Origin of the sequence: Oscillibacter valericigenes, from assembly GCF_021531915.1 — a bacterium.
Taxonomy (GTDB): Bacteria; Bacillota; Clostridia; order Oscillospirales; family Oscillospiraceae; genus Oscillibacter; species Oscillibacter valericigenes_A.
Window position 1 is genome coordinate 1 of the sequence record NZ_JAFBIV010000008.1, and the last position, 12119, is coordinate 12119.

A 12119-nucleotide genomic window follows, 5' to 3' on the forward strand; every position below is an offset into this window, starting at 1 on the left:
GCAACGCTAAAGGGCTTGCCGCCTGCACTTCACAGACAACAAGCCCTCTCGGTTGCTTGAACAATTTTTGATTTCAATTATTGTCTAACTTTTCGGGGTCACTTCAAATCGGGCGGCTGTCTTTTTACTCACTGACCGCAGGCGCCGCAGAATTTGGCACCTTCGTAATCGTCGTTTTTGCGGATGGTGTTGGGGGGAAAGAACTCACCCACCGGGAAGGAAATGTTGCGGAAAATGCTGCAGGGGTCCTCGTTGCAGCTGCCGCCGGTGCCGCAGGTGCAGTCCTTTTCGGGCATGCAGTAGTCGTAGACCGGGATCAGCAGCTGGGAGTCCCGCTCTAGGCGGACGATGGAGAACTGACCCAGGGTCACATAGATGCGGCGGGAGTCGTCGCCGCTGGACAGCTCCCCGTCGAAGCAGTTGTTGACAAAGGTGGGGACCTCGCACAGGTCGCAGTCGCAGTCCCGGCGGCCGCAGCCCTCCATCAGGCGGGCGTCCAGCACGATGGGGTCCACGGCCTCCACCACGGCCACGGGGGCGTTGGCCCGGCGCATCATCTGCAGATCGGGCTCTCCGGTGCGCAGCTCGGAGGAGAAGATCTTGGCGTTCCCCTCGCTGCCGAAGAGGAGCACCCGCTTGTCAAAGACGCACAGGCCCTCCACCGTCACCGGCACCGGGCTGCTCAGGTAGGCCTGGAGGGATACGGAGTAGAAGAACCGCATATCCACGGTGTAGAAGCCCCGGTTGAAGCTGACGGGCTCCACGTCCACGTATACGTACAGCAGATGGGCGCAGCCGCCCTTCACAGACAGTGCACGGTTGATGACATCCACATACTGCAGCTTGGGATAGAACCGCAGGTCTTCGATACAATCTTTGTCCCGGCAGGAATCATAGATCTTTCGGGTATGGATGCAAACCGCCTCACGGATGCCGCTGGCGTCCTCCACGGGACCGGGCATAACTTTCTCGGGCATTGCAATACCTCCTAATAAGTAGCTGATGAAAGAAAAGGCTTCTTTCAATCCAGTGTATGCAATGGCCCGGAAAGGGTGCGGAACGTTACAGCACCCGCTCCAGGAAGTGCTGGAGGGCTTGGCTGGGGTCGTCCTTCCGCCAGACAGCCAGGATGTCCTCTGTCTCCTCCTCACCAATCAGGGGAACGAAGATCAGGTTGTCGGCGTTGGTCAGCTTGTCGGTGCAGTAGGCGGGGAGGATGGAGATGCCCTCCTCCGCCGCCACCATCATCAGGATGCTCTCCACGTCGTTGGAGCGCAGCAGGATGTTGGGGAGGTAGCCCGCCTGCTGGTAGAGCTGCATGAAGTGGTCGTCGCCGAAGGAGGCGCCGGTGCTGGAGGGGGTCATGAAGAGGATGGTCTCATTTTTCAGCTCCGAGCGGCGCAGGGCGGTGCGGCGGGCGAAGGGATGGCTGCCGTACAGGGCCACCACCAGCCGGGCCCGTTCCACCATGCGGAGCTCCACCTGGCTTTCCTGGCGGATGTTGGTACTGTCCCAGGTGAAGATGATGTCGTATTCGCCGTTCAGCAATCCCGCCGCCAGCATGTCGGTGTCGCAGCGGAAGCAGGTCAGCAGGATGTTGGGATAGTCCCGGTGGAAGGCCCGCAGCTTGTTGGACAGGTCGCTGCGCTCGTAGCCCTTGGTGTAGCCGATGCGGACGGAGCCCACCAGCCCGGTGGAGGCGTCCCGGGCCCGGCTGACGGCGGTATTCATCCGCTCCAGAATGGCCTTGGCCTCCGTCAGGAACACGGCCCCGGCGGGGGTCAGGGAGACGGGACGGCTGTTGCGGTCCAGCAGCTGGACCCCCAGGGTCTCCTCCAGAGCCCGCACCTGCTGGGTGACGGCGGTCTGGGACAGGTAATATTGATTGGCGGCCTTGGTGAAGCTGCGCTGCTCCGCCACCGCCACGAAGTACCGCAGCTGGTTGATGTTCATGGGTGCCCCTCCTGAAGTATCATTTTTTCTTATGATAGCATCGAAAACCGGCGGTTGCAAGGCGAACTTTCCTGTACTACAATCACGAATGATGATTGACAAAGGAGATAGCTGGCAATGAAGATCATGGTGTACGAGGTGCGGCAGGACGAGCGGGCGGAGCTGGACCGCCAGAGCCGGGAGCTGGGCGTGGAACTGGCGGTGACGGCGGAGGTGCCTGCTCTCGAAAATGCCCGACTGGCGGAGGGCTGCCTGGGGGTCTCCATCCTGGGACAGGGACGCATCGACGCCGCGCTGCTGGACGCCTGGCGGGCCATGGGGGTGGAGTACCTGTCGACCCGTACCGTGGGCTATGACCACATCGACCTGGTCCACGCCAAGCAGGTGGGCATCCGGGTCTGCAACGCCAGCTACGCCCCCAACGGCGTGGCGGATTTCACGGTGATGCTGCTGCTCATGTGCCTGCGGCACTACAAGCAGGCCATGTGGCGGGGACAGGTCAACGACTTCTCTTTGCAGGGGCTTCAGGGCCGGGAGCTGAAGGACCTGACCGTGGGCATCATCGGCACCGGCAAAATCGGCGCTCAGGTGGTCCGGAACCTCTCCGGCTTCGGCTGCCGCATCATCGCCTTCGACAAGTACGAAAACCCGGCGGTGCAGCCACTGGTGACCTACGTGGACTTCGAGACCCTGCTGGCCCAGGCCGACGTGATCTCTCTCCACATGCCCCTGCTGGACTCCAACCGCCACATCATCGACCGGGCGGCCATCGCCAGGATGAAGGACGGCGTGGTGATCCTGAACTGCTCCCGGGGAGAGTTGGCGGACATCGAGGCCCTGGTGGAGGGCATCGAGAGCGAGAAGATCGGCGCTCTGGGCATGGACACCTGTGAGGGGGACGAGGGCATCATCCATGAGGACCACCGCACGGATATCCTCCCCAACCGGAACTGGTTCTACCTCCACCAGTTCCGCAACGTCATCATGACCCAGCATATGGCCTTCTACACCGACGCCGCCGTCACCAGCATGGTGCGCTGCGGCATCCGGGGCATCTGGGAGATGGCCCAGGGGGAGCGCTGCGAGACGGAACTGAACAAATGAGACGCAACAGAAGCGGCTGTCATTTTGGACAGCCGCTTTTTTCGTGGAAAAAACCGTGGCATACAGCGGGACGAGCCCTCATAGGATGGAGCAACGAATGAACAGGGAGGGGACGCCCTTGAAAAAGGAGCAGAAAGTCCTGCGGTATGAGGAGGCGGCATCGGTGCTGCCGGTGCGGCTGCGGAAGCTGGCCATGGCGCTGCCGGATGACCAGAAAGGAGCGGCGGAGGAATTCCGCCTGCGGACCGGACAGTCCCTGACGGTGCTGCTGCCGTCGGGGGAGGTGCCGCTGGACGCGGTGGTGGAGCCGGAGGAGCTGGACACCCTCTGCGACATCGCCACGGAATTCTCCCGCTACGCGGCGGCGGAGACCCTGCGGGAGGGCTATCTCTCCGTGCGGGGAGGCTTCCGGGTGGGGCTGTGCGGCACGGCGGTGATGAAAAACGGCGTCAACACCACGCTGAAGGACTTTTGCTCGGCGGCGGTGCGCATCGCCCGGCAGCAGCCGGGGATCGCCGACGCTCTGGCCCCGGAGCTGTTCCGGGACGGAGAGCTTTGCAGCACGCTGATTCTCTCACCCCCAGGCGGCGGCAAGACCACCCTGCTGCGGGACCTGGTGCGGCGTCTGTCGGAGGGGGTGGAGCCATACGGTCCCCGGCGGGTGGCTCTCATCGACGAGCGGGGAGAGGTGGCGGTCATGTACCGGGGCAAGCCCCAGATGGACGTGGGGCCCCGGACCGATGTGCTGGACGCCTGCCCCAAGGCCCTGGGCATCCCTCTGGTGCTGCGGGCCATGAACCCCCAGGTCATCGCCGTGGACGAGATCACGGTGCCGGAGGATGTGAAGGCTATGTCCCTGGCGGCCGGGTGCGGCGTGCGGCTGCTGGCCACCGTCCACGCGGCGGATGTGGCGGAGCTGCTGGAAAAGCCCCTGTACCGCCGGCTGCTGGAGGACCGGGTCTTCCGCATGGCGGTCCGCATTACCCGGGCCGACGGGGGACGGGCCTATGAAGTGGAGGAACTGCCATGCTGAAGCTGTTGGGAAGCGTCTGCGTGCTGGGCGGAGGAGCGCTGTACTGGTTGATCGCCTTGGCGGAGCGGCGGCGGACCCGGACGGCCCTGGGGGACCTGCTGTCTGCCCTGCGGCGGATGCGGGAGGAGATCCGCATGGCCCGGACGCCGCTGCCGTTGCTGCTGGAGACTCTGGGGTCGGACTGCCGGGGGCTGGAGACCGCCGCCCTGTTTCAGCGGTCCGCCGAAGCGGCCCTGCAGGGAGAGGGACTGGAGACGGTGTGGCGGGACGGCGTGCGGCTGCTGCCCCTGGCGCCCCGGGAGCGGGAGGTTTTGGAGAATCTTACCCTCCGGGGCGACGAGGAGAGCATCTGTAAGGGGATATCCCTTGTCATTACCGACCTGGCACGGGGCATCGAGGAGCTGGAGCGCCAGCGCCCGGAGCGTGACCGGCGGACGGCGGCCCTGTGCTTTTCCGGGGCGGCGCTGCTGGTGATTTTACTGATTTGAGGGACAAGTATGGATGTGGATCTGATTTTCAAGATCGCCGCTATCGGCATTCTGGTGGCGGTGTTGAACCAGCTGCTGGTGCGCTCCGGACGGGAGGAGCAGGCCATGATGACCACCCTGGCGGGTCTGGTGGTGGTGCTGATGATCCTGGTGCAGGAGATCAGCGACCTGTTTGATCTCATCAAGACCCTGTTCCGGTTTTAGCCATGGAGCAGGTGTTCCAGATCACGGCCCTCTGCGTGGTGGGGGCGCTGCTGGCGGTGGTGGTGCGGCGGGGCAGCCCCGAGCTGGCGCTGCTGCTGACCCTGGCCGCCGTGTCTGCCGTGCTGCTGTATCTGGCGGGGGCGTTGGAGGAGCTGCTGTCCTTCCTGACGGAGCTGGGGGAGCGCAGCGGCGTTTCTCTGGACCTGTTCGTCCCCCTGTACAAGACCGTGGGCATTGCCTTGGTGGTGAAGGTGGGGAGCACTCTCTGCCGGGACGCCGGGGAATCCGCTCTGGGGGCCGTGGTGGAGACGGCGGGGGCGGTCTGCGCCCTGCTGGTGGCCCTGCCCCTGCTGCGGGCGGTATTGACATTGCTGCTGGAGCTGATGGAATGAAACAATGGGTCTTTTTACTGCTGGCTGCCGTTCTCCTGATGGGAAAAGCCAGCGCGGCGGAGGTGCCCCGGAACCTGCTGAAGGCATTGCCGGAGGAAACGGAGGACCTTATAGTGTTTGCGGACCCGGCGGACCCGGGCGGCCTTGCCCGTGGAGTGGGCCGTATCCTGGAGGACATGAAGGGCAAGGTGGGGGAGGTCCTGCGGCAGCGGACCCGGGGAGCCGCGTCGGTGCTGCTGGTGGTGGTCCTCTGCTCCGCCGTGGAGGGTTTTTCCCAGGGAGCCGGGGGAAAAAGCGCCCTGTTCCTGCCCATGGCGGGGGCCCTGTCCGTCACGCTGCTGACGGCGGGGAGCCTGGACTCCCTTATGGGCCTGGGGGCAGAGACCATCGGGGAGCTGAACCGCTTCTCCAAAGCCCTGCTGCCCACCCTGGCGGCGGCCACGGCGGCCTCCGGGGCGGTGACCACCGCCACCGTGCAGCAGGTGACCACGGTTTTTTTCGTGGACCTGCTGCTAAACCTGGTGGACGGGCTGCTGCTGCCCATGGTGTATCTCTATATCGGCGCCCTGGCGGCGGCTGCCTGCCTGCCGGAGAGCCGGTTGGGGGCCATCGCGGAGGGATTGAAAAAAATCCTCACCTGGATATTGACCACCGCGCTGCTGGTGTTCACCGTCTATCTCTCCGTGGCCCGGGTCATCTCCGGCGCGGCGGACGGCGCGGCGGTGCGGGTCACCAAGGCGGCCATCTCCGGGGTGGTGCCGGTAGTGGGCGGTATCATTGCCGAGGCCTCGGAAACGGTGCTGGTGGGGGCCGGGATGCTGAAAAATACCATCGGATTTGTGGGGATGCTGGCCATTCTGGCGGCCTGCGCCTACCCCTTTTTGCAGCTGGGGGTCCAGTATCTCCTCTATAAGCTGACGGCCTTTCTGGCGGCGGCCATCGGCGCACCGGGCCTGTGCAAGCTTATCGACGGCCTGGGGGGCGCCTTCGGCCTGGTGCTGGGCATGACTGGCGCCTGTGCATTGCTGTTGCTGGTGTCGGTGCTGTCCTCCGTGGCGGCGGTGGTGCCGTGATGGGGGCGCTGCGGGAGTGGCTCACCTCCCTGGTGGCAGTGAGCATGCTGCTGTCTGTGGCTCAGACCCTGGTCCCGGAGGGGAGCATCCGGAAGATCGCCTCCTTTACCGGGGGCCTGATCCTGCTGGTGGTGCTGCTGCGGCCGGTGCTGGGGGCGGACCTGAGCCGGTTGGACCTGCATCTGGAGGACTATGAGCGAGCCATCGGGCAGCGGCAGGAGGAACTGTCAGCCGCCGGGGAAGCGGAACTGGCGGGAATCATAGAGGAGCGGACCGCCGCATATATATCGGACAAAGCAGACACGCTGGGGCTGTCGGTGAAAGTGCAGGTTACAGCAAAACCCGGCACCGACGGCGTCCCGGTGCCTTGGCAGGCGGAGCTGTGGGGACCCAGGTCCCCGGCCCTGGCAGCCTGCATGGAAGAGGAACTGGGCATCCCGGGGGAGAGGCAGGTATGGCATGAAGGGGAAAACTGAAGGAGTGCGAAAGCTATGGGACAAATACAAGTTCGTGGGTTTGACAGTGCTGATCGGCGTCGGGCTGCTGCTATGGCCGAGTGGGAAGAAAACGACCGCTACGACCATCAGTACGCCCGCAGCCGCCGCGCTGGCCGCGGCGGAGCGGGACCTGCAGGCGGACATGGAGGAGATTCTGGGCACCATCAGCGGCGTGGGACAGGTGAAGGTGCTGCTGACGGTGGATTCCGACGGGGAGCGGCAGCTGGCCCAGAACACGGAGCTGGCGTACAGCGGCTCCACGGCGGCGCCGGAGGACTACTCCAGACGCTCCGAGACCGTGCTGGTGGACGGAGCGGCGGGAGACGGGACCGTGGTGGTCCGGACGGTGTATCCCACCTACCGGGGAGCCCTGGTGGTGTGCCAGGGGGGCGACCGGGCGGAGGTGAAGCTGGCGGTGACGGAGGCGGTGGCGGCGCTGACGGGATTGTCTGCCGACCGCGTCACCGTGGCAAAATGGCAGTGATCATTTGGAGGAGGAAGAACAAGATGCGTGGAAAATGGAAACGGAATGTGGTTGTGGCCACCATGGCGATCCTGGTGTGCGCGGCGGTGGCGCTGAACTGGAAATATTCCGGGGAAGACGCGGTGAAGGACGCCCAGGAGGCAGGGGGCAAGCTGCTGGGGGAGGCCACCCTGGTCTCCGGCCAGGAGGGAGATACTGAGGGAGCGGCAGACGAGGAGGCGGTCTACACCGGCTCGGACTATTTTGCCTCTGCCCGGCTCACCCGTCAGCAGGCCCGGGACAACGCCATCTCCCTGTTGAAGGACGCCGCGGAGCAGGAGGGCGCCGACACCGCCACCGCCAACGAGGCCAGCGAGAGCATCCAGGTCCTGGCGGCCTATACGCTGAAGGAGGCCCAGATCGAGAATCTGGTGACAGCCAAGGGCTACAAGGACTGCGTGGCCTTCATGGGGGACGAGAGCATCAGCGTGGTGGTGTCCACCGGCTCCGGGGAGCTGACGGCGGAGGACGTGGCCAAGATCACGGACATCGCCAAGGCCGAGACGGGACTGGACGCCAGCGGCATCAAGATCATGGCAGCGGATTGACCGCACAAATTCGATTTAGCTGTTGTATTTTCTCCGGCTTCATGGTACAATATCTAACCAGATATGTGAACCAGTATCGTTTATACAACGAATTAAGGAGAATCTAAATGGCTGAGAGCAAGGAATACATGACCATGCCCGAGGAAAACGGCAGCATCAACATCTCTGAGGAGGTCATTGCCGCCATCGCCGTGGGCGCTGTCCGGGAGGTGGAGGGCGTCTCCGGCATGATGACCAACCTGGGCGGCAGCGTCACAGACCTGGTGACCAACAAGAAGAACGCCCAGAAGGGCGCCAAGGGCGTGAAGATCGATATGACCGGCGCCGCGCTGGTGCTGGACCTGTACCTGACCGTGCAGTACGGCCATCCCATCCCCGAGGTTGCGGAAAATGCCCAGAAGGCCGTGTCCTCCGCCGTGGAGGCCATGACCGGCTGTCCTGTGGAGGCTGTCAACATCCACGTGGGCGGCGTGACCCTGGCGTAAAAGAGAGAGAAAAGGACGAGTTGCTTTATGGTACGGAACACCGCGCGGGAGATCGCCATCCATCTTTCCTATGAGCTGAGCTTTACGGATAAGCCCATTGACACGCTGCTGGACGAACGTCTGACGGCGGACACCTTCTCCACTCTGGCGGAGGAGGACCCCATCTATACGGAAGCGCCCAACGCCAAGCAGGCGGACTATATCCGCCGTCTGGTGAAGGGCGTCAACGAGCACGCCGCCGAACTGGACGGCTATATCGCCAAGTACTCCAAGGGCTGGAGCTTTGCCCGTATCCCTCTGGTGGCCTCCGCCATCATGCGGGTGGCCATGTACGAGATGCTGTACATGCCGGACATCCCCAACGGCGCCGCCATCAACGAGGCCGTGGAGATCGCCAAGAAGTATGAGACGCCGGAGACGGTGAAGTTCATCAACGGCATCCTGGGCAGCTTTGTGCGGCAGGAGATCGGAGAATAAGAAAAACGGCAGAGCGGGGCAGGGGGGGACTCTGTCCCGTTTTTCCATACCTGACAGGTATGGGTGGGGATGCGGCCCCACTTTTCTTTCGTCTTGCCGAAAGAAAAGTCGCCGCCGCAGCGGTGGAAAAGAAAGGCGCTTGGGCGGATCAACTTGACACGCTTGTGTCAAGTTGACCGCAAATGCGAAAGTTGTCGTGGCCGGTGCGGTGCGAATGTGGAAGCCTGTACCGGGTGCGCCCGACACAGGCGGAACCGGAATCGCCTGCCGCCGCATGCGGAGGGTTCCGACTTGCTTTCGGGGGGGGCGACGAAAGGCCTGTCTTTCTGGCCCCGCGCGTTCCGCTTCGCTACGCGCTGTCCCGGCACCCCTGGCCAGCGGCAGCGGAAAGAGACGCCGAGACCATACGATATCCACTCCGAAAGCAGTACCTATACCCACAAATGCGGGGAAGCAGTTCTCTGTTCCCCGGGACCAAAGCGCACTCGGTACGAGCCTGCAAGTTTGCACTGCACCGACTGCAACTACTCTCGTTTGGAAGCAAAAAGGCGCCAATGGCGCTGTATTTGCGCCGAAAAGCGCTTTCTCTTTGGACCGGGCGCGGCCCGTTTCTCTTTCCAAGAGAAAGAGAAATGGGGGGCGTCACCCCCAGCGTCCCCCGAGAGGGGGACACCCTCAAAGGAGGCCTCTATGGAAAACCACATCTTCGGCGTCACCGAAGTGAACAATCTGGTCAAACTCCTGCTGGATGGCGAGCCCATGCTGCAGAACATCTGCGTCCGGGGCGAGCTTTCCAACTATAAAATGTATCCCTCCGGCCACCATTACTTCTCTCTGAAGGACCCGGAGGGCGCCATCCGCTGCGTCATGTTCAAGAGTGCCGCCATGAAACTCCGGTTCCGGCCGGAGAACGGCATGAAGGTGCTGGTGACGGGCCGGGTCACGGTCTTTCCCCGGGACGGCGCCTACCAGCTCTACTGCAATACCATGACCCCGGAGGGCGTGGGCGACCTGGCGGTGGCCTTCGAGCAACTGAAGGCCAAGCTGTATGATGAGGGCCTGTTCGACCCCGCTCACAAGAAGCCCCTGCCGGCCTACCCGGAGAAGATCGCCATTGTCACTTCCTCCGCCGGCGCGGCGGTCCACGACATGATCCGTATTCTGCGCCGCCGGTATCCCATCGCCAAAGTCATCCTGCTGCCCGTCCGGGTGCAGGGCGCGGAGGCCCCGCCGGAGATCGCCGGGGCCATCCGGTACGCCGACAAGTGGAAGATCGGCGACGTGATCATCACCGGACGGGGCGGCGGCTCCATGGAGGACCTGTGGGCCTTCAACGACGAGCGGGTGGCCCGTGCCATTTACAACTGCGAGACCCCGGTCATCTCCGCTGTGGGCCATGAGCCGGATGTGACCATCTCCGACTTTGTGGCGGACGCCCGGGCCAGCACCCCCTCCAACGCGGCGGAGATCGCCGTACCGGATCAGGTGGAGCTGCTGCGGTGGCTCCGGGGCGCCGGGGAGCGGATGGAGCAGAAAGAGACCGCTCGGCTGGAAGCCCTGCGGGAAAAGCTGGAGACCCTGGCCCAAAAGCGGGTCATGACCGACCACCTGGCCTACGTCCAGGACAAGCGGATGGAGCTGGTCCACGTTCAGCAGCGGCTGGGCGACCTGGCCGCCGGACAGCTGGCCAGGAAGCGGCAGGGCTTTGCCGCCCTGGCGGCGTCCCTGGACGCCATGAGCCCCTTAAAGGTGCTGGGCCGGGGCTATGCCATGGCCCAGAATAAGACGGGGCAGATCTTGAAAAGTTATCAGGACGCGGCACCGGGCGACCGGGTGACCGTGACCCTGGGAGAGGGCGGCCTGACCGCCACAGTGGAGGAGGTACATCCATGAGTGCGAAGAAAGTGACATTTGAGCAGCAGCTGGCCCGGCTGGAGGAGATCGTAGCGGCCCTGGAGAAGGGCGACGCCCCTCTGGCGGATTCCCTGGCCCTCTTTGAGGAGGGGACCAAGCTGATCGCCGCCTGCTCCAAACAGTTGGACCAGGCAGAGCAGCAGGTGGTGAAGCTGATGAAGGGCGCCGACGGTGCCCCTGTGGAGCTGCCCTTTGAAACGGAGGAGGACTGAACATGGAAAAAGCAGCCTTTGACGCCCGGTATGATGAATACCGGAAAGCGGTGGAAGCGTATCTGAACGGTCTGTTTTCGGACAAGCCCCACTGGGCGGATTTGTATGAATCCATGCGGTACAGCCTGCTGGCGGGCGGCAAGCGCATCCGCCCGGTGCTGACGCTGGAGTTCGCCCGGCTGGCGGGTCTGGACTGGCACACCGCCGTCCCCGTGGCCTGCGCCCTGGAGCTGGTGCATACCTATTCCCTGATTCACGACGACCTGCCCTGCATGGACGACGATGACCTGCGCCGGGGGAAGCCCACCAACCACAAGGTCTACGGCGAGACACTGGCCGTCCTGGCGGGAGACGCCCTCCAGCCCGAAGCCTTCCGGATCATTCTGACCGCCCCCGGTCTGGCGGCGGAGCAGAGGGCGGACTGTGCCCTGATCCTGGCAAAGGCCGCCGGGGCCGACGGCATGGTGGCAGGCCAGGTCATCGACACCCTCCACGCCCCCAAGACAGAGGAGGAGCTGGGGGAGGTCCACCACCTGAAGACCGGCGCCATGATCGCCGGGGCCTGCAAGCTGGGCGTGGCTGCCGCCGGGGGAAACCCGGCGCTGCTGGCCGCTGCGGAGGAATACGGCTACCAGCTGGGGCTGGCCTTCCAGATCCGGGACGATATGCTGGATGTCATCGGCAATGCGGACGAGTTCGGCAAGCCCATCGGCTCCGACAAGGAGGAGGGCAAGGTGACCTACGTGGACCTGCTGGGTCTGGAGGCCTGTGACCGGAAGGTGCTGGACTGCACGGAGAAGGCCAAGGCTGCTGTGAGAGCCCTGGATGCCGATGGCTTCCTGGCGGAGCTGGCGGACAGCCTGGCGGAGCGGAACAAATAAACAATGAACGATGTGTGCCGGACGGGTGGGTGCCTGGTCCGGCATCCTTTTTGCGGCGGGTTAAATAGCCTGCATCGAAAAATTCACAATTTGTATATACAGAATATGTTGTATATTTATAAAAACCGTGCTATACTGAATCACGCTAAGCGGCGGCGCAGTATTCTAGTCAGATCTGCCGTTTCCTAGGGAGGGCCTAAAAATCCTCTGAAGGGCACACCGATGAAACCTCTGGTGCCTGCTTGATACGCCCAGTTTTGGGTGGGTGCTGGGGGGAAGCACGCCATGCGTGCTTGCGGACTCAGGGCGATTTCCAATGGCATGGTTACCCCGAC

At 63.7% G+C, this 12119-nt stretch carries 16 protein-coding genes; 14 read left to right on the top strand and 2 right to left on the bottom strand.

All coding sequences use genetic code 11. The features are described from left to right. Positions 1–128: 128 nt before the first annotated feature. Together JQM66_RS06955 and JQM66_RS06960 are read right to left on the bottom strand one after the other, a co-directional pair. Positions 129–977, bottom strand: a complete 849-nt coding sequence (locus JQM66_RS06955) for a hypothetical protein (protein WP_235229165.1) — start codon at positions 975–977, stop codon at positions 129–131. A gap of 85 nt (positions 978–1062) precedes the next feature. Further along, the gene (locus tag JQM66_RS06960; RefSeq protein ID WP_235229166.1) at positions 1063–1953 is read right to left on the bottom strand and encodes a LysR family transcriptional regulator; all 891 of its coding nucleotides are present in this window, start codon (positions 1951–1953) and stop codon (positions 1063–1065) included. 117 nt (positions 1954–2070) lie between these two features. Here JQM66_RS06960 and JQM66_RS06965 point away from each other — a divergent pair, with 117 nt between their 5' ends. From JQM66_RS06965 to JQM66_RS07030, 14 genes are all read left to right on the top strand, one after another. Further along, positions 2071–3057, top strand: coding sequence for a D-isomer specific 2-hydroxyacid dehydrogenase family protein (locus tag JQM66_RS06965; protein ID WP_235229167.1), 987 nt, complete (start codon positions 2071–2073; stop codon positions 3055–3057). Between the two features lie 118 nt (positions 3058–3175). Next, positions 3176–4090 carry a stage III sporulation protein AA gene (locus tag JQM66_RS06970; protein ID WP_235229168.1) on the top strand — a complete coding sequence of 305 codons (915 nt, stop codon included), beginning with the start codon at positions 3176–3178 and terminating at the stop codon, positions 4088–4090. After that, positions 4084–4578 (top strand): stage III sporulation protein AB, encoded by a 495-nt coding sequence (locus JQM66_RS06975; protein ID WP_235229169.1) that lies wholly within the window; start codon positions 4084–4086, stop codon positions 4576–4578. The genes JQM66_RS06970 and JQM66_RS06975 overlap by 7 nt, the downstream gene beginning before the upstream one ends. Positions 4579–4587: 9 nt before the next feature. After that, entirely contained in the window at positions 4588–4782 is a 195-nt protein-coding gene (gene spoIIIAC / locus JQM66_RS06980) for a stage III sporulation protein AC (RefSeq protein ID WP_235229170.1), read from the top strand. Positions 4783–4784: 2 nt separating this feature from the next. Continuing rightward, positions 4785–5174 carry a stage III sporulation AC/AD family protein gene (locus JQM66_RS06985; protein WP_235229171.1) on the top strand — a complete coding sequence of 130 codons (390 nt, stop codon included), beginning with the start codon at positions 4785–4787 and terminating at the stop codon, positions 5172–5174. After that, on the top strand, positions 5171–6247 hold the full coding sequence (locus tag JQM66_RS06990; RefSeq protein WP_235229172.1) for a stage III sporulation protein AE: 1077 nt from the start codon (positions 5171–5173) through the stop codon (positions 6245–6247). Before JQM66_RS06985 ends, JQM66_RS06990 begins: the two co-directional genes overlap by 4 nt. Beyond that, complete coding sequence (locus tag JQM66_RS06995) at positions 6247–6723, top strand: stage III sporulation protein AF (protein WP_235229253.1); 477 nt, start codon at positions 6247–6249, stop codon at positions 6721–6723. Before JQM66_RS06990 ends, JQM66_RS06995 begins: the two co-directional genes overlap by 1 nt. Positions 6724–6727: 4 nt before the next feature. Further along, a complete protein-coding gene (locus JQM66_RS07000) occupies positions 6728–7228 on the top strand; it encodes a hypothetical protein (protein WP_235229173.1) in 501 nt (166 codons plus the stop codon). A gap of 23 nt (positions 7229–7251) precedes the next feature. After that, complete coding sequence (locus tag JQM66_RS07005) at positions 7252–7815, top strand: SpoIIIAH-like family protein (RefSeq protein ID WP_235229174.1); 564 nt, start codon at positions 7252–7254, stop codon at positions 7813–7815. A 107-nt stretch (positions 7816–7922) separates the two neighbouring features. After that, entirely contained in the window at positions 7923–8300 is a 378-nt protein-coding gene (locus tag JQM66_RS07010; protein WP_235229175.1) for an Asp23/Gls24 family envelope stress response protein, read from the top strand. A 27-nt stretch (positions 8301–8327) separates the two neighbouring features. Next, positions 8328–8777 (top strand): transcription antitermination factor NusB, encoded by a 450-nt coding sequence (nusB, locus tag JQM66_RS07015; RefSeq protein ID WP_235229176.1) that lies wholly within the window; start codon positions 8328–8330, stop codon positions 8775–8777. Positions 8778–9467: 690 nt separating this feature from the next. Beyond that, a complete protein-coding gene (gene xseA / locus JQM66_RS07020) occupies positions 9468–10670 on the top strand; it encodes an exodeoxyribonuclease VII large subunit (RefSeq protein ID WP_235229177.1) in 1203 nt (400 codons plus the stop codon). Continuing rightward, complete coding sequence (gene xseB / locus JQM66_RS07025; RefSeq protein ID WP_235229178.1) at positions 10667–10903, top strand: exodeoxyribonuclease VII small subunit; 237 nt, start codon at positions 10667–10669, stop codon at positions 10901–10903. Before xseA ends, xseB begins: the two co-directional genes overlap by 4 nt. Positions 10904–10905: 2 nt before the next feature. Further along, positions 10906–11784, top strand: a complete 879-nt coding sequence (locus JQM66_RS07030) for a polyprenyl synthetase family protein (protein WP_235229179.1) — start codon at positions 10906–10908, stop codon at positions 11782–11784. Positions 11785–12119 lie beyond the last annotated feature (335 nt).

Coding starts and splice junctions, on each gene's coding strand:
- xseA (WP_235229177.1), top strand. CDS start 9,468: ATGGAAAACCACATCTTCGGCGTCACCGAAGTGAACAATCTGGTCAAA.
- JQM66_RS06965 (WP_235229167.1), top strand. CDS start 2,071: ATGAAGATCATGGTGTACGAGGTGCGGCAGGACGAGCGGGCGGAGCTG.
- spoIIIAC (WP_235229170.1), top strand. CDS start 4,588: ATGGATGTGGATCTGATTTTCAAGATCGCCGCTATCGGCATTCTGGTG.
- nusB (WP_235229176.1), top strand. CDS start 8,328: ATGGTACGGAACACCGCGCGGGAGATCGCCATCCATCTTTCCTATGAG.
- JQM66_RS07010 (WP_235229175.1), top strand. CDS start 7,923: ATGGCTGAGAGCAAGGAATACATGACCATGCCCGAGGAAAACGGCAGC.
- xseB (WP_235229178.1), top strand. CDS start 10,667: ATGAGTGCGAAGAAAGTGACATTTGAGCAGCAGCTGGCCCGGCTGGAG.
- JQM66_RS06975 (WP_235229169.1), top strand. CDS start 4,084: ATGCTGAAGCTGTTGGGAAGCGTCTGCGTGCTGGGCGGAGGAGCGCTG.
- JQM66_RS06960 (WP_235229166.1), bottom strand. CDS start 1,953: ATGAACATCAACCAGCTGCGGTACTTCGTGGCGGTGGCGGAGCAGCGC.
- JQM66_RS06995 (WP_235229253.1), top strand. CDS start 6,247: ATGGGGGCGCTGCGGGAGTGGCTCACCTCCCTGGTGGCAGTGAGCATG.
- JQM66_RS07030 (WP_235229179.1), top strand. CDS start 10,906: ATGGAAAAAGCAGCCTTTGACGCCCGGTATGATGAATACCGGAAAGCG.
- JQM66_RS06990 (WP_235229172.1), top strand. CDS start 5,171: ATGAAACAATGGGTCTTTTTACTGCTGGCTGCCGTTCTCCTGATGGGA.
- JQM66_RS06955 (WP_235229165.1), bottom strand. CDS start 977: ATGCCCGAGAAAGTTATGCCCGGTCCCGTGGAGGACGCCAGCGGCATC.
- JQM66_RS07005 (WP_235229174.1), top strand. CDS start 7,252: ATGCGTGGAAAATGGAAACGGAATGTGGTTGTGGCCACCATGGCGATC.
- JQM66_RS06985 (WP_235229171.1), top strand. CDS start 4,785: ATGGAGCAGGTGTTCCAGATCACGGCCCTCTGCGTGGTGGGGGCGCTG.